Source organism: Chloroflexus sp. (genome assembly GCF_034431535.1).
Lineage (GTDB): Bacteria > Chloroflexota > Chloroflexia > Chloroflexales > Chloroflexaceae > Chloroflexus.
Map to the genome: position 1 here is coordinate 119,934 of NZ_DAOUDC010000065.1, position 18,351 is coordinate 138,284.

Annotated in this window: 14 protein-coding genes and 1 tRNA gene; 9 read left to right on the top strand and 6 right to left on the bottom strand. The window is 60.1% G+C overall.

All coding sequences use genetic code 11. From position 1 onward, the window contains the following. Positions 1-202: 202 nt before the first annotated feature. Complete coding sequence (locus U9R61_RS15725) at positions 203-3,298, top strand: clostripain-related cysteine peptidase (protein WP_322489758.1); 3,096 nt, start codon at positions 203-205, stop codon at positions 3,296-3,298. Between the two features lie 34 nt (positions 3,299-3,332). After that, a complete protein-coding gene (locus U9R61_RS15730; protein WP_322489759.1) occupies positions 3,333-4,586 on the top strand; it encodes a sensor histidine kinase in 1,254 nt (417 codons plus the stop codon). A gap of 141 nt (positions 4,587-4,727) precedes the next feature. Here U9R61_RS15730 and mvk read toward each other — a convergent pair whose 3' ends face one another. Together mvk and pheT are read right to left on the bottom strand one after the other, a co-directional pair. Further along, the gene (mvk, locus tag U9R61_RS15735) at positions 4,728-5,663 is read right to left on the bottom strand and encodes a mevalonate kinase (protein ID WP_322489760.1); all 936 of its coding nucleotides are present in this window, start codon (positions 5,661-5,663) and stop codon (positions 4,728-4,730) included. A gap of 3 nt (positions 5,664-5,666) precedes the next feature. Beyond that, complete coding sequence (pheT, locus tag U9R61_RS15740) at positions 5,667-8,249, bottom strand: phenylalanine--tRNA ligase subunit beta (protein WP_322489761.1); 2,583 nt, start codon at positions 8,247-8,249, stop codon at positions 5,667-5,669. Positions 8,250-8,417: 168 nt separating this feature from the next. Here pheT and U9R61_RS15745 point away from each other — a divergent pair, with 168 nt between their 5' ends. Further along, on the top strand, positions 8,418-9,125 hold the full coding sequence (locus tag U9R61_RS15745; RefSeq protein ID WP_322489762.1) for a hypothetical protein: 708 nt from the start codon (positions 8,418-8,420) through the stop codon (positions 9,123-9,125). Positions 9,126-9,159: 34 nt separating this feature from the next. Here the strand turns inward: U9R61_RS15745 and U9R61_RS15750 are convergent, their stop codons facing one another. Together U9R61_RS15750 and U9R61_RS15755 are read right to left on the bottom strand one after the other, a co-directional pair. After that, positions 9,160-9,654, bottom strand: coding sequence for a hypothetical protein (locus U9R61_RS15750; protein WP_322489763.1), 495 nt, complete (start codon positions 9,652-9,654; stop codon positions 9,160-9,162). Continuing rightward, positions 9,542-10,033, bottom strand: coding sequence for a hypothetical protein (locus tag U9R61_RS15755; protein ID WP_322489764.1), 492 nt, complete (start codon positions 10,031-10,033; stop codon positions 9,542-9,544). The genes U9R61_RS15750 and U9R61_RS15755 overlap by 113 nt, the downstream gene beginning before the upstream one ends. Positions 10,034-10,407: 374 nt before the next feature. Here U9R61_RS15755 and U9R61_RS15760 point away from each other — a divergent pair, with 374 nt between their 5' ends. From U9R61_RS15760 to U9R61_RS15785, 6 genes are all read left to right on the top strand, one after another. Continuing rightward, positions 10,408-10,863, top strand: a complete 456-nt coding sequence (locus U9R61_RS15760; protein WP_322489765.1) for a division/cell wall cluster transcriptional repressor MraZ — start codon at positions 10,408-10,410, stop codon at positions 10,861-10,863. Between the two features lie 46 nt (positions 10,864-10,909). Next, positions 10,910-11,101 (top strand): hypothetical protein, encoded by a 192-nt coding sequence (locus tag U9R61_RS15765; protein WP_322489766.1) that lies wholly within the window; start codon positions 10,910-10,912, stop codon positions 11,099-11,101. A gap of 61 nt (positions 11,102-11,162) precedes the next feature. Then, positions 11,163-12,497 (top strand): CHAT domain-containing protein, encoded by a 1,335-nt coding sequence (locus U9R61_RS15770; protein ID WP_322489767.1) that lies wholly within the window; start codon positions 11,163-11,165, stop codon positions 12,495-12,497. A 61-nt stretch (positions 12,498-12,558) separates the two neighbouring features. Continuing rightward, on the top strand, positions 12,559-14,490 hold the full coding sequence (locus U9R61_RS15775) for an N-acetylmuramoyl-L-alanine amidase (protein ID WP_322489768.1): 1,932 nt from the start codon (positions 12,559-12,561) through the stop codon (positions 14,488-14,490). A 27-nt stretch (positions 14,491-14,517) separates the two neighbouring features. Continuing rightward, on the top strand, positions 14,518-15,618 hold the full coding sequence (locus U9R61_RS15780) for a cell division protein FtsZ (RefSeq protein ID WP_322489769.1): 1,101 nt from the start codon (positions 14,518-14,520) through the stop codon (positions 15,616-15,618). After that, positions 15,615-16,460 (top strand): hypothetical protein, encoded by an 846-nt coding sequence (locus tag U9R61_RS15785; RefSeq protein WP_322489770.1) that lies wholly within the window; start codon positions 15,615-15,617, stop codon positions 16,458-16,460. The genes U9R61_RS15780 and U9R61_RS15785 overlap by 4 nt, the downstream gene beginning before the upstream one ends. 91 nt (positions 16,461-16,551) lie before the next feature. Here U9R61_RS15785 and U9R61_RS15790 read toward each other — a convergent pair whose 3' ends face one another. Together U9R61_RS15790 and U9R61_RS15795 are read right to left on the bottom strand one after the other, a co-directional pair. After that, complete coding sequence (locus tag U9R61_RS15790; RefSeq protein ID WP_322489771.1) at positions 16,552-17,784, bottom strand: cysteine desulfurase-like protein; 1,233 nt, start codon at positions 17,782-17,784, stop codon at positions 16,552-16,554. A 458-nt stretch (positions 17,785-18,242) separates the two neighbouring features. Beyond that, a tRNA-Met gene (locus U9R61_RS15795) sits at positions 18,243-18,317 on the bottom strand. Positions 18,318-18,351 lie beyond the last annotated feature (34 nt).

Consider the following 18,351-nt stretch of genomic DNA (forward strand, 5'->3'; position numbering starts at 1 on the left):
GCAACCATCCACAATCGTATCGGCACTGCGCCGCAGTACGTATCGTGGCGAACATAGAACATTGTTGCGAGTATACCTTACCTCCCCACCCAACGAGATCAGCCGTAAGGTGTAACCTTTTACCTATGTTCAACGTACAGATCGCGTGCTACAATTCGGTTGTGCTTGCGTTCTGCTACGCGTCGTCATGAGGAATCTTGTTATGTCTGCACGTGTGGTAGCGGTAAGCGGCCCGCTGGCCGGTCGGATGTTTCAATTGGGTGAAACATCACTCACCTTTGGACGTTCGCCTGATAACGCGGTTGTGATCGCCAGCCAGCGCGCTTCGCGCCGGCACGCCGAGATTAGGCGTGAAGGCGGCGCGTATGTGCTGGTCGATCTGGGTAGCTCGAACGGTACGTTGCTCAACGGCCAGCTAGTGCAGCGGCAACTCTTGCGCACCGGCGATATGTTTACGATTGGTGATGAGGGGTTCCGGTTTGAAGAACTGGCCGGCGCTGCGTTCGAACCGACCTTACCCGTTGGCTCATCACCGCCGTCTGCTTCGCCGCCTGCCGCTCCCGGCTGGCCAGCACCGCCGCCCCAGCGTCCGCAGTCGCCACCCGCTGCTGCTGGGTGGCCGGGGCAGCCGGCGCAGTCGCCACCTGCTGCTGGGTGGCCGGGGCAGCCGCCCTCTACTCCCCCACCTGCCGCTGGCGGTTTTCAACTGCCTCCCGTCCCGCCCTCTGCGCTGCCGCCGGCAGCCCCATCCCGACGCTTCCCAATCTGGCTCGTGCTGGTTGGTGTGTTTGCCTGCATCGTGCTCGCGGTTGCCGTTGCTGGCGGCGTCATATTCTTTAACCGCGGCGGCGGTGGTAATGGTGGTGGTAACAATACCTCAAGCGGCGGCGGATTCAATACCTCTCCGGTATCGTCGTCAATCACGCCAACCCGCGAGCCGCCGCCTAATGCGGCAGAGTGGACGGTGCTGGTCTATCTCGATGGCGATAACAATCTCGAGTCTGACGCGATCGATGATTTTGAAGAAATGGCGCGGGTTGGTTCCACCGATCGAGTGCATATTATCGTGCAACTCGATCGCATCCGCTCGCCAGAATTCTGGGATGACGAACGGTATGGCAATTGGGAAGGTACGTTGCGTTTTCGGGTTGAAGCCGGGATGGAACCAACCCGTGCCAATGCGCTGTCCGATCTCGGCGAGCGTAATATGGGTGATCCGGCTACCCTGAATGACTTTTTGATCTGGGGGATTGAGAATTACCCAGCCAAACGCTACTCCATCATTCTCTGGGATCACGGCGCGTCGTGGTTGGGTGTCGCCAATGACGATACCGATGGCGATGTGCTGATTCTGCCTGAGATAAGCTCAGCTTTCGAGACGGCGCTGGCCCGCACCCGGATCGGCGGCTTTGAGTTGATTGGGTTTGATGCTTGCTTGATGGCCCAGATCGACGTATTCCATACTGTCGCCCCATACGGGAGAGTAGCCGTCGCTTCCGCTGAACTCGAACCCAACACCGGTTGGGCTTGGGATGCGTGGCTTGAGCAGTTGGTGACCAACCCGGCCCAAGACGGTTATGCGATTGGGCCGGTGATTGTGCAAACTTATATGGATTCGTTTCGCGGCCAAAGCGCCGATGAAGTGACGCTTTCGGCTTTCGATCTGACGCGCATGAACGAGCTGGTAAGCGGTCTCGACGCGCTAGCACAAGAATTGCAACGCGGCGTGCAACAAAGCTATACTGCCATTGGCCAAGCTCGTTCATTTGCCAACGTGTACGCGCCATCGTATGCCGAAGAGTTTAATGCGATCGATCTGCCGCACTTTCTAAACTTGCTTCCCCAACAAGGCGCAACCGGCGCGGTGCGTGATCGGGCCGCGCAATTGCTGCGCGCGATTGAGTCGGCCCGGCTAGCTAATGGTGTAGGTTCGTATCACCGCGAGAGCGGCGGTATCTCGATCTATTTCCCACAGTTGGTTGATTTATATGCTGAGGCATACGAGCGCGTTTCACCGACACCGCGCGCCACTGCCTGGGAAGAGTTTCTTACCGCGTACTATCAGGCGAGCAGTACGGCTGTGCAACGGCCAACGATTCGTGATTTGGCTATTAATCGCGATGTGGTCAGTGTCAATGCGCCCGCTAGTCTCACCGGCACCTTGGCCGGCAGCGATATTGCCTACGTCTTCCAATTTATCGGCATTCCCAACGATCGGCGCGATACGGTCGATCTGATCTTGGTTGATTTCATTTATCCGCCGGGCGCTGCGCCGGGCAGCCAAGTGCCCAATTGGAGCGATGGCGAATTTAGCCTGCGCCTGAATTGGGACGCTACCAATTGGTATTTGAGCAACGGGAATGATGCGATTGAGGTCTTGCTGGGCCCCATTAAATACGGCTTTGAGTTTTACGGCGTTGAAGGCATCTATACCTCAATCGCCACTGGTGAGCAAATCAACGCTGGACTCGTCTTTGCGATCCAAGGCAATGAAGCGCAATTGCTCCGGGTCTGGGGCTTTCCTCGCGCCGCCGGCAAGCAAGAACCGCAACCGTTTGAGTTGACTCCTCGCGCTGGCGATACCTTTACCGCTTACTACCGCTCGTACACTGATACTGGGAGCGGGCTGGAAGCGAATCGGTTTGAGGGTCAGACGATTACGTTTGGTGATGCCCCGCTCAAAGCGGTGCGCGGGCCGACCCTCAGCAGCGATTATGTGATGGGCTTTCTGGTGCGCGATATTGCCGGCAATTATCACTACAGCTATGTTGATGTGGCGGTGGATAATACCAATGTGCCAACCACGCCGAGCGGTGCGGTAACGCCGCCGCCTGCCGGCACAACCCAAGCCGGTTTCCAACGCTACGAAGGCACACTTGGCTTTGCGATCGATTATCCGCAAAACTGGCGCGCGTTTGATACTGGCAACGACCGGATCATCTTCTCAAATCGCGCGGTTGATGATGGCGTGTATGTGGTGGTTGATGTTTACAAGTTTGTTGACGACGATCCAACCATCGCTACCCGCACCTTGATGGAAGAGCTGAAGAGCGCCGTGAACCAGCAAGGCGAGTTGCGCGTTGATGTGACCGATTTCCAGATGGCTGGCCTGAATGGTTTGAAGCTTGAGTACGCTTATCCGCTCGATCAAGGCGGCAACAGTTATGTCGTCGCTATTGTCGTGACGAGTCCGAATACGCTGTGGACCTATCTGGTGATGTTTGAAGCTCCGGAAAGCAGCTTCGATAGCCAGCTTGAACTCTTCAATGCCATGCTCAGCAGCCTCGTGATCGGGTAGCGAATGCTACGCAGCGGGGAAGGAACAGACCGTGGTGGGGGGTAATCAACGTGAAGTGGGTGAGCAACCGGCAGCCCAGCTTATCCCAGACATTGCTCAGCTCAAATCATGTCTGCGGATGGGAGTAGCGGGCGGATATACGCCGGCGGCGCTCATCCAACTGGCGCAGACGTTGAGTTACGCAACGCTCGCTGAGGGTGGGTCAGTGCTCGTCGCTGGCTCAGCCGGCGGTCATTGGGCCGATCTGGCCCTACAGGACGTGGCGTTGCCGATTCAACGCAGTAATATGGCGATTCAAGGTGCAGGAGTGGCCCTGGTTGGAGTGGGGCCGCGCTACGGCTATGCCTTGGTCGCTATTCCGATGGCGTCGTTGGAACGCGAAGCTGATCTGCAATTGCATGATGCCCATTGGAGCTGCGCGCCTGAAGATCTGTTGGCCCTGAGCGAGCGGCTCGAAAACTCCATCCCGATGCTGCAACGTGCTGTATTGCAGCGTTTGCAGCCGCCGCCTAGCCATTTGCTCTTGCAGATCGCGCATCAGGCGCTCGATTTTGCTGCTCGCCAACACGTGACCTTGGCGCTGGCCAATCGCGCGCTCACCGAACGGCTGCGCAATCACGAAGATCAGGCCCGGATGATTGTGCATGATATGCGCGCGCCGTTGCATACGCTTCTGATCAGTCTCAAGGCTTTGCAGCGCCAAGGCTTTGATGCCAACGCGCGCGATGAATTGATTGAAGTGGCGCGGGAGAGCGCCAATTATCTGCTCAGTTTGACCGAGACAGTGCTCGATTCGGCCCGGCTCGAGACGAGCAGTTGGTCGTTGCAGTTGCAGCCGGCTAATCTCGTTGTGTTGATCAAGACCGTGTGTGATCCGTTTCGCCAGTTGGCCCATCCTGATCAGCCGCATGTGCGGGTGGAATTGCCATCTGAGTTGCCGCCGATCCTGCTCGATCAGCACTTGATCGAACGGGTGATCGCGAATCTGGTCTCGAATGCGGTGAAGTTTACGCCGTCAGGCGGTGAAGTGGTCGTGTCTGCTCGCCTGACCAACAATGGCCATAGCGTTGAGTTGCGGGTCAGCGATACCGGTGCGGGTATTCCGCGCGAGGCGCAAGATCGGATCTTCGATCGCTTCTATCAGGCCCGCGAGAATGATCGTCGCCGGGGTACTGGCTTGGGTCTCTATTTTTGCCGGCTCGCAGTTGAGGCGCACGGCGGCAGTATTTTGCTTGAGAGCGAAGTGGGGCGCGGCAGTACGTTCATTGTGCAACTGCCAGTGAGCTAAGCTTGGCAAACATTGCACAAATGATGGAGTGCGGCAGTCCCACTACCGCACCCAAGTCACTCGCCCCCTTGCCGGTGGGCTCAGCTTGGCAAACGTTGCCAATGTTATGGAGTGCGGCAGTCCCACTGCCGCACTCTGTCATCATCCCGTCGTCGCAATCGTCGTCACGAGCGCGTTGGCTGCGCCGACGGCCCGCAACGCGCCAGCGATCGTCGCCGCTTGTTCCGGCGTGGTCAACGCCAACATCACGCCACCCCAGCCGGCGCCGGCCAGCTTTGCCCCTAGTGCGCCGGCGGCTTGCGCTGCCGCAACCAGCCGGTCAAGTTCCGGCGACGAGACTCCGATCTCGCGCAACAGTTCGTGATTGGCGTTGAGAAGCGGCCCTAACCGCGCTGCATCACCTGTCGCCAGCGCTGCGCGCGCTTGCTCGACCAGCCCGCCTACCTGATCGAACAACGCTTCGTAGCGAGCCGGATCGGCCTGCCACCGCTCGCGCACTGCACCAACTGGTAAGCGGGTGGGGCTGCGCACGCCGCTGTCGCCAACCACCAGCGTCAGCGGCGCGCCAATCGGCAACGGCTCGATCAACGGCGGGAGTGATGGCCGGCGCTGAAACCAGATTGGCTGCTCGAACGCCACCACAGTGTTGTCAATCCCGCTAGGAGTACCGTGATAGCTGCGTTCGCTCTCGTACACGAGTTCGGAAATGGCTGCCGGCGGCAGGGTTTGGTCGCTGTACGCCAGCAACTCGCGCACAATTGCCGTGGCGATGGCCGCCCCGCTGCCCATGCCGCTCGCGATCGGGATCGCCGAGCGGATGGTGATTTCAATATCAGCCGGGACGCCAAACCGTTCGATGACTGCCATCACTAACCCGCTCAGTGGCTCATCGGGCCGCTCAGCGACTTGCCACTGTCCGCCGAGATCGGGCGCGCTGATCAGCGGGCCGCTCCCCGGCGGGAGCGGCGTGACGGTTGCCGTCGCCCGAATGTCGGCCAACGGCAACGCAATTGCTGGCCGCCCGTAAACGACGGCATGTTCGCCGCAGAGAATGAGTTTGGCCGGCGCGGTTGCCATAGCTCAACTGCGAATCGTCGCCCCTAACTCGCGTTCGAGGTTGCCAATAATCTTCTTGCGAATCTTGGCTAACGTCTCATCGAGCAGGGTGCGGTCAGGCGCGCGGAAGACAAGATGATAGGTCAGGCTGCGTTTGCCTTCCCCCACTTGCGGCCCGCTGTAACGATCAAACAAGGTCAGGCGCTCTAAATACTCGCCGGCGCTGCGCTGGATGACGGCCCGAATCTGCGCTTCGCTGACCGTGTCATCGGCCACAATGGACAGATCTTGCACGCTGGCCGGGAAGCGCGAGATGGGCCGGTAAACCGCTTGCCCGGCGTGGGCAAACAGCGTTTCGAGATCGATCTCGGCCAGCAATACCCGCGGCGCTGCCACCTCTAGCCGCGCCCGTACATGCGGATGGACTTCGCCGAGCACGCCAACCAGTTGTTGATCAACTGGTCGCCCCCGGCTATCACGTTTGCGCACCAGCATTAACACCGCCGAGCGTCCGGGGTGGAAGCGCTCGTCATCGGTCAGCGGCACAAAGCTGAGTTGCTCGGCCAGCCCTAATCGTTCGCCAAGCAGCTCGACGATCCCCTTCAGATCGTAGAAATCGAGCCACTCGCGGTCGGTGCTGAGCCAGCTTTCCGGCTGGCGCGGGCCGGCCATCGCAATCGCTAGCCGGCGCGGTTCGTCGGGCAGCCAGCGATCGTTGTTGCCCGGCTCGGCTTGCGGCAAGTAGACTCGCCCAATCTCAAACACCAGCGAACGCTCGCGCTCGCGCAGGTTCATGGCCAGCGCCGCTGCGATCGAGGGCAGCAACGAACGGCGCAGGTAGACATGTTCCGGTGTGCTGGGATTGCTCAGCTTGAGGTACCGCTCGGCGACAGCCTCGGAGGGTTGCACCTGCGCGACCAGCGCCATGTCGATCAGCGAATAGGTGATCAGTTCGGTCAAGCCGGCGCTGGCCATCAGATCGCGCACCTGCTCTTCGAGTTCGATCGCCTTGAGCGTTACCGGCGGGGGCAATTCATCGGCCAGCCGGGTGGACGGAATCTGATCGTAGCCGTAGATGCGGGCAATCTCTTCGCACAGATCGGCGGCCATCGTCACATCTTGGCGGAACGACGGTACCGTCACGTGTATCACCGGCTCGGCGGCCAGCATAGCAAAATCGCCGACTGTCGCGTTGCCGCTAATTGAGCATTCAAACCCTAGCCGGCCCAGAATGCTGGCGATGGTGTGGGCATCGAGATGAATGCCGAGCAAGCGGCGTACTTCCGAGGGCGGCAGATCGATCGTCACCGGCTGCCATGGGCGCGAATAGACATCGATGAAATCGGCGGCGATCGTTGCCCCCGCATACAGGCGCATCAGTTCCAGACAACGGCGCAGCGCGATCGGCGGCAACTCGTAATCAACCCCGCGCTCGAAGCGGCGCGACGCCTCGCTCGGTAACTTGAGGCCGCGCGCTGTGCGCCGGATCTGCACCGGTTCCCAGATAGCCGCTTCGAGCAACACGTTGATAGTGGTCGCGCTCACCTCAGAACTGGCTCCACCCATTACGCCGGCGATCGCCAGCGGCCCGGTGGCGTCACACACCATCAGCGGCGGGTGCGACAAACCGCTGTCGGGGCCGGGAGTCAGATCGCGATCCCGATCGTCGAGCGTCTTCAGCCGTTCGCCGGGTTGGGCCAAGCGCACGATCAGATGGCGATCGGCCACGCGGTCGGCGTCAAAAGCGTGGGTTGGCTGGCCCCACTCGATCATCACGTAGTTAGAAATATCGACGATATTGTTGATCGGGCGCATGCCGGCGTTGATCAAGCGGCGCTGCATCCAGAACGGCGACGGCCCGATCTGCACGCCCTCGGCTAGCCCGACCATAAAGCGCGGGCAGAGATCGGGTTCGCGGATCGTCACATTCGCCCGCCCGATGATCGACGGGCCGGTAGCGACGACCTGCGGATCGGGCAAGGTCAGCGGCGCACCGGCTAGCGCGGCGACTTCGCGGGCCACGCCAACGATCGAGAGACAACGGGCGAAGTTGGGGGTCAGGTCGATTTCCAGCACAATCTCGCCCAGATAGTCGCGCAGCGGCATCCCCACCGGCGCATCGTCGGGCAAGATCAAAATCCCCTCGTGATCCTCGCTCAGGCCCAGCTCTTTCTCCGAACAGAGCATAGCATCACTCATCACGCCGCGCACTGGCCGGCCCTTGAGCTTGGTAATCACCCAGCCTTCGGCGTGGCCATCGTACAACTGCGCGCCTTCGCGGGCAAACACCGCTTTCAACGGATGGGTCAAGCGGCCCTGATCGCGATAGGGAAAGAGATTAGGTGCGCCGGTGACAACCGTATGGGGCTGGGCCGCACCGTAATCAACCTCGGCCAGCACCAGCCGGTCGGCGTTCGGATGTGACCGCACTTCTAACACATTGGCAACGACAATCAATTCGGGATCCCACGGCAGCGGTGCGCCCTCAACCCCGATCCGATGGATCTGAGCAACCTCCATGCCGCCAAAGGTCAAGCGCCGGGCCAATTCTTCGACCGGCAGATCGACCGCAACAAATTCACGCAACCATGACAGCGGAACTCTCATAGGCTCCTCGGCATAGCAATCTGGCTGGTGCGATTGTAGCCAGCGCCCTGCAGACTGTCAAATGACGGGAATGGCGCGGGTGATCTCAGGCGCTGGCAACCGGTTCCTTAGCCTGCCAGCCGGCATGCTACAATAGGTATGGGTTCGTGCCAATGCAGTAGGATGACAATGACCCAACTTGATTCGAATGAAGCGCCGGTAGCCCCACCGCCAGCGTCGCCAGCGCCGCGCCCGCGCAGTTGTGTGAGCCGGATCATCGGCCTGATTGGCTGGTTATTGACCGTGATTATTGCGGCTGGAGTAGCGTTGGTCGCAGCCGGAGGCATCCTGTTGCTGTTAGGAGTTGATCTCACCACACCACAGCAGATCCGGCAAGCGAGCGTTGAGGTGCAGCGGTTGCAGGCAGCGGCCACGGCGCAAGCCGATACGGTGGCCCAACTGCAAACGGCGCAGGCGCAAGCGAGTATCGAGCTAGGCAATGCGCGCGAGCGGATCGATGATCTCGAAGCGCTGGTGGGGCGACTGGCGGCGGCGGCGACTGCCCAAGCCGGGCAGGCTGCAACGGCGGTAGCCTTGGGGCAGGCATTGCAGACCGCGGTCGCTGAAGCGGCAGTCCTGCAAGATCAGTTGCGCGAGGGGCAAGTTGTGGTGGCGGTAGTAGCGACTATTCAGGCCGAGCAAAATGTGCGGATCCGCGAGATTGAACAGCGTAGCGAGCGGTTAATCCGTTTTCTTGACCGGCTGAGCGACATTGCTGCTGATACGGTGGATGATGTTGGCTTGCCTACGCCAACCGCAACACCCACTACAACGCCGTCGCTGCTGACGGCAACGCCAACTGCGACACCCGTTCCCCCGACCACGCCAACGCCGTAGCAAATGGGTTGCGCTGCGTGATCGCAGGCAAGGCCTAATCGCGTCCGATGGCTGCTTCGGTGAGCAAGCGCACCATCTGTTCGATCGAACGGCGAGCGCGGGCGAGCGCAAGAGTCATATCGGCCAGCACGGCCTCGGCCAACGTAAAATTCGCTAGATAACTCTGCCGTAACGTCTCAAAGAGGTCTTGCGCCTCTTCGAGGCTCTGGGTGGCTCGATCCAACGCCTGTTCGCTATCGTCGCGTTGGCGAGCCGCCGTCATCGGCCAGCGTCCATTAATTTCAGCGCCGCGCACGACGGCCAAGTAGCGCCGCATGCGTTCAGTGCAGGTCAAGGCATCGTACACGGCGCGCTCGGCAGTCACGATCAACACCCGTGCAAGGTGAACATTGCGCCCCAGTTCAGCGCGCACCTCTTCAAGCGTACTCCGGGCCTGTTGGATGTGCTGAACTGCCTCGTCCGCAACGCGGATCAGCTCCACCCTCTCGGTCTCCAATTCGGTTGGCCAGCGGCGTGGTATCGTTGGCATAATCAACAGCGCTCCTTCGTGTTCGGCGCAAGTAATCTTCGGCTTCGCGGCGGCGCAGCGCATTTGCGCCGAGTTGCCAGAGAATGATGGGAATGCCCGCAGCCACAAAGCTACGCCAGACCAAATCTTCATAATTGCGCCAATCGAGGTTGCGTAAACGGCGCGCAGCTAACGCGACCGGCGCAAGGGAAAGAACGACCCCGCCAGCAACTTCCGCCCACAAATGATCGGGCAAGACGGTCGGATAACGGCGCTGGAGCAATTCGAGCGTAGCAGCGTAGGCAGTTGATAGCCCCATCACCTGAAGTGGCAATTGCACCGCCAGATGATCAGCCTCGGTCACCATGTTGAACGTTGCGTCGTGATTCACTGCTTGCATTGCGGGGTTCCTTTCGGGTTCCTTTCAGGGAATACTATACCACTAACAAGCCGTTTTGTCTAGCCTTTCGGGTGCTTATTGGGTTCTTGTTGATATTGCTGGTTGGGTGAGAGATGCTCCTCCTGTTTAGTTTGTCTCGTCATAACGCCATTTCTACTAGCGACAACGAGCAGGCGATTGCAGGCAAGAAGTCAAGTTCAGCTTTATAATACTACAGACTGTAGTAATGTCAAGGCCTCGCTGAGAACTTCCCGTGAAAAACTCTAGACGGCTCGAATATTATATGCTATAGTAATTCAGGAAGGTATTTTAAGAACCCAACAAGCACCCGAAAAGGATCGTACTACCTATCATGTTGACCCTGTGAGGAGGCAATGTTGCTTGGTACATGGCAGGTGTCGCTCGATGAACAAGGCCGCTTGGCCATTCCCGCCCCGATCCACCCGCTGTTCAACGCTGGTGTGATCGTGACCCGCGGTTTTGAACGCTGTCTCCAACTGTGCCCCGAACCGTTCTGGCGAGGGTTGGCCCAACGGGTGAGCAATCTGACCCTCAGCGGGGCTGATGAGCGCTGGTTGCGCCGGCTGCTGTTTGCCGATGCCAGCGCCTTGGCGCTCGATGAGCAGGCAACGATCGTCATCTCTGCGCCGCTCCGCGCGTACGCCGGTCTTGATCGCACTGCTGTTCTGGCTGGAATGGATCAGTATCTGGAAGTGTGGACGCCTGAACGCTGGCAAGAATGTGAGTCGACGATTACGGCTTCTGCTGGCCGCTGGTCTCGCCATGATTGGGATGTCGCAGTGGCACGCAACAGCGCGTTTTCTTTGTGATCGTTTTTACTACATACTGTAGTATATTGCTGGAAAGGATTGCTCTATGAATAGCGCCCTGACGCTCCAACCGCGCCTCGTGCTCGATCGTCCGTCCGGCAGTGCCCTCATTGCTCGCCAGCGCCTGCGCCAAACCTTGCACCGCGAGCGGTTGCTGGTGCGCGATCAGGCGGCTGATCAGGCGTTGCTGTTCGCCTTGCTGATGACGGAGCTGCCTGCTAAACCTCGTGAACGATAAGCCGCGCGCTGCCGGGTAAGACGGTGTGTTCCCACTGTTTGCCATACCCATTCTGATCTCTATGCGACTAACCTACCAGCCCGTTCTGCTCTCTGTCGATTTTAGTTCGTATCACCGCGGCTTTTTTGTGCGCTGGGAAGCTAACGAGGTGATCGATATCACCCAGAGTCAGATGCCGATGCCGATCGCTGCCCACGATGTGCCGCTTGTGTTGCGCGCCCTCGATGTGTTGCAAGATCCGGCGTATCCGCATCCATGGACATCAGCTCAAGAAGCGTCGTTCACGTTTTCTCCGGCGGAACAGGATCGGCTGCGTGAACTCGATTTCTGGGATGACGGCGATCGGGTGCCGTCCGATTTGCCACGCCGGGTCGGTCGTCGCCTCTTTCGGGCCTTGACCCACGATAAGCGCGGCGCTGAAGCCCTGAAGATTGTGCGTAACTATGCGCTGGCGGTCGATCGGCCGTTGCTGATGGCCTGCCATTTCAATGCCCACGCCCCGGCTGATATTGCCCTCGCCGCGCTCCCATGGGAGTTGCTATGGGCCGATGAGCCAACCCCGCTCCTCGCCGAGCGCCGCTTGTCAGCCTCAATCGAACGCCGTCTCAAGCATACCGGCCCGCCGCCGCAACCGGCGCCGGGCAGCGGCGCGCTGCGCATTCTCGCCCTCTCGCCGCAAGCTGGAATTCCGCCCGAATTGCGCCAGCTTGAACGCAGCACCCGCATGAGCGCGTTGCAACCGCTGCTCGAACGGGGATTGGCCGAAATGCGTGAGTTGAGCCCGGTTTCGCGCCGTGAACTCGAACGGGTGGTGCGCGAGTGGTCGCCCGATGTGATCCACTACTATGGCCACGGGCGCTACGAGCAAGGCGCTGGCGCGCTCTTGCTTGACCGTGAGAGCGGTGGGGAAGAATGGACGCCGCCGGGGGCGTTGGCTGCTGCTGCCGGCGGGGTGCGGATGGTCTTGTTGCATGCTTGCCAAGGGGCGATGGCTACCCCCGGCTCGGCCTTGCTCAGTAGTGTTGCTCCTGCCCTAAGCATTGCTGGGGTGCCGGTGGTGATTGGGATGCAGTTTACGATCCGCGCCGATGCTGCCACCCGGATCGCTAGCATCGTCTATGCTGGGCTGGCGCAGGGGCGGAGTGTGCAAGAGGCGCTATTCACCGCTCGGATCGCGCTGTATGTCGGCGAGACCGATCAGGTGTCGTGGTTTGTGCCGGCGCTGTATGTGCGTAATCGCACGCTTGGACCCATTTATTTACGCCCGCCGAGCGATCAGCCACCGGCGTTGACCTTGGGAAACCGGCCTTCGGCGCGTCAACCATCACCGGTTATCCGCCGGTTGCGCATTCAAGACGAATGGTATCGCCGGCGATATGGTATCGATCCGGTGTAGCGCTGTACCTTGGTGCCGCACAGAGGCACGGCTCCATCATAACCATCGCATAGGTGTACGTATGTATCAGTATCAGATCGAATGGGTTGGCATGACCCGCAACCACTTCAAACCGGGTACTCCTGATCGGATCAGGATGGTGGTGCTCCACGCCACTGCCGGTTCGTACCCCGGCGACTTTAAGTGGCTCCGGCAGGGCGGCGCTCTCGGTCGTGAGGTTTCAGTCCATTACTACATCAGCAAACGCGGCCAGATTTTCCAATTGGTTGCTGATCAAAACATCGCGTGGCATGCCGGCGTGAGCCGTTGGGAGGTTGACGGCCGCACGGTGTCTGGCTGTAACGATGTGTCGGTGGGGATCGAACTCGAGAATCGCAACGATGGCCGTGATCCGTATCCGCCCGAACAGTACGCTGCTGCGCTCTGGCTGACCCGCGAGCTGGTGCAGAAGTACCAGATTCCGCCCACCCAAGTGGTGCGCCATCTCGATATTTCCCCCGGCCGCAAGACTGACCCGGCCGGTTTCCCATGGCAACGGTTTCTGGCCGAGGTGTTCGCCGGCTTGCCTAGTGCCCCTGCCTTACCGCCGGGCGAGCGGTTGCGCCAATACATGCTTGATGTCGCATATCGCGCCGCCGGTAGCGGCCTGCCCGCCGAGTGGCCCTTTTTTAGCCACGCCCGCGCCGCCAACCTCGGCATGCCGGTTGCCTCGCTGGTTGCCCGCCCCCTCGCTCCGCGTCCGGCATCAGCGCCCAACGACCGCGAACGCGCGTTGTCACTGCCTGATGGGACTCGCTATCTGGTTGAAGTCTATGCCCGCGATGCCCTGTTTGCTTCCGTTGGGCCCGATGACTCCCTCCGCCCCGGTGAGAGCGTCAATCGGCTCAATGCCGTGCCGGCCAGCCCACAACGGATGGCTCTGCTTGAGGCAATCTTTCGCGCTGCCGATCCGGTCAATGGCTTTCAACCCGGTTGGGCCTTCCATCAGTATTTTCTCCAGCATCCCGATGAATTGGGGATGCCGATCAGCCATAATCATCGGCTGGCGCTGGCACCGGGGCTGCAGTTCGCTTGCCAGCACTTTGCCCTCGATAGCCTTTGCTCGCCGGTGGGCCAGTGGCAGGTGATCTACCGGCTCAGCGATCTTCGCCGCGCCGCTGCTGGCCAGTTGGCGTTGTCTGGCCTCAGTCGCGAGCGCGCCAGCCAATTGGCCCGGCTCTTGCTTGACGATCTCTTTGCCTTTCGCACTGGTCGCCGCTACCAACCTGATGCGGCCCTGATCCAGTATGCGTTGGGGGAAGAACTCGGCGCGTCGCTGGGCCAACCTGAAGTTGTGGTGATCGATGACGTGCCGGTGGCGTTGATGCCGTTTGCGCTTGATGTGATAGCTTGTCGCTTGCCGGTGCCGGATTGGCCGCTCGATCGCCCGTTGCCGCCGGCGAGTCCCTTTGGGCGCTTGACGGCATTGCTTGGCAGCCACCGCCAGCTTGCAACCGGCGTGGTGCGGCTATCGCGGGTTGATGACCAACGCCTGCCACCGCCGACGGTGACATCTGCTCCCCTGCTTGGGCCAGTTCGGCAAGGCCAGCCATTGATCGATGTGAGCCTGTTCGCCGGTGATGGTGAAATACGCCGTCGCCCGATTGACACCATTTTGCTGGCGCCAACGCCCGGCCCCACTAGCTTACAGTTGGTCAATGCGCATGCCAATGCGCGCTGGCACTACTACGTCGATCATACCGGCGCTGTGTTTCGTCTGCGTCACGAACGCTATATTGCCCGCACTGCTCGCGGGGTTGGCTTGCCCGCCGAGCAGCTCGACCAACGCGCTATTGTGATTGCGGTTGAAGGGTCGCTCGAACATGCGCCGCCGCCATTGCGCAGTGCGGTACAGGCGCTGGTGCAGTTACTGCGCCGGCAGTTTCACATTGGCGCTGGCCGGGTGCGGGTGAGTGATCCCATCGCTGAGATTTCGTTGAGCGATCAGGTGTGATACCAACCATTATTCGTGGGGGGGCGTATGCAATCCGCAGATGTATCGTTTCAGCCTCGTACCCCGATTACCATCAAGTTGATCGGTTTGGGTGGCTGCGGCGGGAATTTGGTCAGTACATTACAACTGCCGGCCGATCAGATTGGCGTAATTGTCGCCAATACCGATCAACAAGATCTGGTTGGGCGAACCACAGTACCAACACGCATTTTATTAGGGCCACAGCTCACAGGTGGCAAGGGCGCTGGCGGCCATCCTCAAGTCGGCGCAGAGGCGACGCTCGAAAGCGAACCGGTGTTGGCCCAAGCGCTTGCCGGCGCCGATCTGGTGGTGATTGTCGCCGGTATGGGAGGGGGTACCGGAACCGGCGCCGCGCCAGTGGTCGCCCGCCTTGCTCGCCAACTTGGCGCGCTGACCCTCGCTTTTGTCACGATGCCGTTTCACGTCGAGAAGGGCCAACGTAGCCGCACGGCCGAACAAGGTCTTGCCTCCCTGACCGCGACAGCCGATGCGGTGGTAGTGGTGTCCAATCAGAAGATCCTCCGTTTTGTGAATCCGCGGGAGACGCTGAGCAAAGCGCTCACCTATAGCAATACGATTTTGAGCGCTGCGATCAGCGGTGTCGTCGAGCAGCTCTCCTTACCAGCCCTCATGCAGCTCGACTTTTCCCACGTTCGCCAAACCCTCAGCAATGCCGGCCAGACGATGCTTGGCATTGGCAGCGCAACTGGCAGCGGTGCCGCCCAACGCGCTGTGCAGATGGCTCTCAGGTGTGATTTGTTGGAAGGAAATTTGGTAAAGGCGCGGCGTCTCTTTGTATCCATCATCGGCGGTAATCATCTCGGTCTGCACGATGTGAACAATGCGATCGCGCAGATTCATCAGACGATTGATAGCGAGATGGAGTTAGCGATTGGCGTGGTCAGCTCACCGCACCAAGCCAACCCTGATCGCGTGCGCGTGACGCTGATTGCGAGTGAAGTTGATACGTTCCGCCGGCCGACTGGCGCCAGTGCCAACAAATCCGCTCCAAGCCCAAAACCGCCTGTTCAATCACAAGCCCCTGCTTTGCTTGAGTATGCCGATCTTCCGCCCTTTTTGAAGCTTCATCGCCGAGGTAGCGTATGATCTTGCATCTGTGCTCGAATGACCCGCTCGTCGCGCTTGTGCATGACCTGTTTGGCGCTAATCCGGTGCGTGTCCCCGATGCCCGCATTCGCCCGCTCTCAGTCGTTGTGCATCGCCATGGGCGCAGTATCTTTCGGGGCTCGCTCTTGCCGCTCTTGACCGACTCGAGCCCGCTTAGCGTCCAACCATCGGTGTCACAACTGATCGATATCAGCGGTCGCCGTTCGCGGCGAGTGAGCCTTGAATTGGGGCTGGCCATTTTGAAAGGTTTTTTGCGCGGCTTTGGCATCCCCACCGCCGAGTTGTCCACGACGTTGCAAGGCGCTGCCGCTATCTCCTTCTCATTTCCCACCGCGATGCGTCTTGCCTACGATGTCAATGCCCTCGGCTGCGCGCTAGCCGGTCGCGCAATTGATCGCGCCAATCCGGCGGCAGCGATTCTGTTCGAGCAGACCCCCTACGAATTGTTGTTGATCGACTCGGTTCTCACCAGTCGCCATATCACCATCACCATTAGCGGCTCAAAAGGGCAACGGCTGAATGTCGATATTGATGCGTTGCGCCACATGCTGGGCGATCTTGGCGCTCAGGCGAGTGTCAATCACGACTCCGATCTTGAAATCACCCTCGCTAGCCCGCACGATCTAACCTTCGCGTTTTCGTGTGTGCGCCTCTTTTTCAATGATGAAGGATATATCACCACCATGCCGCCCGATCTCGATCGGCGCGTGTTGGGCAGTGAGAGCGGTATCCGAGTGCGGTATAGCCCCGACCGCGTCATGCTCAGCGAGCAGCCGGGGTTGTTAGTGTGGGATCACGCCGAGGCAACGCTCAGAGCCTAAGGCCAAGCAGCGCGGGCCGTTGGCCTGCCACGACAGAGACTGCGCAGAGGCTGCGGGGTGCGGGCTGCTGGCCCGCCACATTCCCATCCTGCTACCTTGTGGCTAGCTTGCGCAGTACCTCAAGCAAATAATCCACTTCAGCAGCCGTGTTGTAATGCACCAGCCCTACCCGCACCATGCCGCCAAGTGGCTCAACCCCTAGCCGTTCGCTCAATCTCAGCGCATAATAGTTGCCATCCCAGACAAAAATGCCGCGTTCAGCCAGTTGTTCACCCACTGCTCGCGGCGACAGGTTCGCCAACCGGAACGAGACCGTCGGCGTGCGCCACCCAAACCGTTCCGGCTTGCGAATCCCATAAAACGTGAGGCCGGGGATGGTGAGCAAGCCTTCAATCAACTGCACAGCCAAGCTCCGTTCGTAGTCAGCGATTCGGGTCATCGCCGTCACGAGCGCCTCGCGCCGGCTCGTGGCTAGCTGGCCTAAACTGGCCAAGTACTCAATCGCTGCCGTCACGCCGGCCAAGCCTTCGTGGTTCTGGGTGCCGGTCATCCAGCGTTCGGGCGCGGTATCAGCCGCCGGGCGCACTTTGTAGGGCTGTAAGCGCTGTAAATGCTCACGTTTGCCGTAGATGACTCCTACGTGCGGCCCAAAGAATTTGTAGACGCTACAGGCCAAAAAGTCGCAGTCGAGCGCCTTGACATCGATCGGGCCGTGTGGCGCATAATGTACGGCATCAACAAAGACCAGCGCACCTGCCTGATGCGCCCATTCGACTACCTGCCGCACGTCGTTGATTGTGCCAACCGCATTTGAAGCATAACCAACCGCCACTAGCTTGGTACGTGGCCCGATCTTCGCCGCCATATCTGCCATGTCGAGCGTACAGTCCTCAATGTCAATATCGACTTCGCGAATCACGACCCCGCGCTCGCTCAACGCTCGCCACGGCGCGACATTGGCGTCGTGGTCAAGCCGTGTCACCACGATTTCATCGCCGGGTTGCAGCTCACGCCCAATTGCCCGGCTGAGCGCGAAAGTCAGCGATGTCATATTCTGGCCGAAAAACACCTCGTCAGGATCGCAACCGAGCAGGTCGGCCATCGCGGCATGCGCCGCCGCAATCGTCGCATCGGTGCGTTGGCTGGTGGCGAATGCGCCGTGCGTATTGGCATTGTCACGCGCCAGATACCCGCTGATTGCGTCGATGACCATCTGCGGCACTTGCGTGCCGCCGGGGCCATCGAAAAAGACTGCTGGTCGTCCGGTGACCTCTTGCGCTAATGCCGGGAAAAGTGGGCGAATAGTGGATGGATCGAAGGACATCACAATCTCCGTGGCAAATCACTGTTTCAGCAAATCATACCAGATGTCAATGAATAGCCAACAGTCTAGCTGTCGCCGCGGCTTCCCCGTCTGTCATTGCGAGCCGCGCTCGGCGCGGCGAAGCAATCTCCCGCGAGGCCGAGATTCGGTCACTCAGAGCATCAAACCATCCCATACCGTTTGCGCAGTGCCTGTCCCGCACATCCAGCGGCGCCCCTTCTCCGACCGTCCGGTGGGAGAAGGGGCGGGGGATGAGGGCAGTCAATGCCAAGCCGCCAAGCGAGCAAAGACGCAGCGGGTTCACACGCAAAGGCGCAAAAGACGCGAAGAGCGCAAAGGTATTTGAGATGAGGAGCATTCTCCGCGCCCTCTGCGGTAAACATCATATTACCCCGCCACTCACTCCGCCCAAAACGCATCACCCCCGCTAGCGCAGCTAGCGGGGGTGATGGTGTACTTGGTAGCGGCGGCAGGATTCGAACCTGCGACCTTCGGGTTATGAGCCCGACGAGCTGCCACTGCTCCACGCCGCGTCAACCAAACGGGGGAACTGCCTCGCGACAGCTC

Excerpts from the sequence above, each read along its gene's own strand:
- U9R61_RS15780 (WP_322489769.1), top strand. The coding sequence starts at position 14,518 with ATGCAATCCGCAGATGTATCGTTTCAGCCTCGTACCCCGATTACCATC.
- U9R61_RS15750 (WP_322489763.1), bottom strand. The coding sequence starts at position 9,654 with ATGCCAACGATACCACGCCGCTGGCCAACCGAATTGGAGACCGAGAGG.
- U9R61_RS15790 (WP_322489771.1), bottom strand. The coding sequence starts at position 17,784 with ATGTCCTTCGATCCATCCACTATTCGCCCACTTTTCCCGGCATTAGCG.
- U9R61_RS15775 (WP_322489768.1), top strand. The coding sequence starts at position 12,559 with ATGTATCAGTATCAGATCGAATGGGTTGGCATGACCCGCAACCACTTC.
- U9R61_RS15770 (WP_322489767.1), top strand. The coding sequence starts at position 11,163 with ATGCGACTAACCTACCAGCCCGTTCTGCTCTCTGTCGATTTTAGTTCG.
- mvk (WP_322489760.1), bottom strand. The coding sequence starts at position 5,663 with ATGGCAACCGCGCCGGCCAAACTCATTCTCTGCGGCGAACATGCCGTC.
- pheT (WP_322489761.1), bottom strand. The coding sequence starts at position 8,249 with ATGAGAGTTCCGCTGTCATGGTTGCGTGAATTTGTTGCGGTCGATCTG.
- U9R61_RS15785 (WP_322489770.1), top strand. The coding sequence starts at position 15,615 with ATGATCTTGCATCTGTGCTCGAATGACCCGCTCGTCGCGCTTGTGCAT.
- U9R61_RS15725 (WP_322489758.1), top strand. The coding sequence starts at position 203 with ATGTCTGCACGTGTGGTAGCGGTAAGCGGCCCGCTGGCCGGTCGGATG.
- U9R61_RS15755 (WP_322489764.1), bottom strand. The coding sequence starts at position 10,033 with ATGCAAGCAGTGAATCACGACGCAACGTTCAACATGGTGACCGAGGCT.
- U9R61_RS15765 (WP_322489766.1), top strand. The coding sequence starts at position 10,910 with ATGAATAGCGCCCTGACGCTCCAACCGCGCCTCGTGCTCGATCGTCCG.
- U9R61_RS15760 (WP_322489765.1), top strand. The coding sequence starts at position 10,408 with ATGTTGCTTGGTACATGGCAGGTGTCGCTCGATGAACAAGGCCGCTTG.
- U9R61_RS15745 (WP_322489762.1), top strand. The coding sequence starts at position 8,418 with ATGACCCAACTTGATTCGAATGAAGCGCCGGTAGCCCCACCGCCAGCG.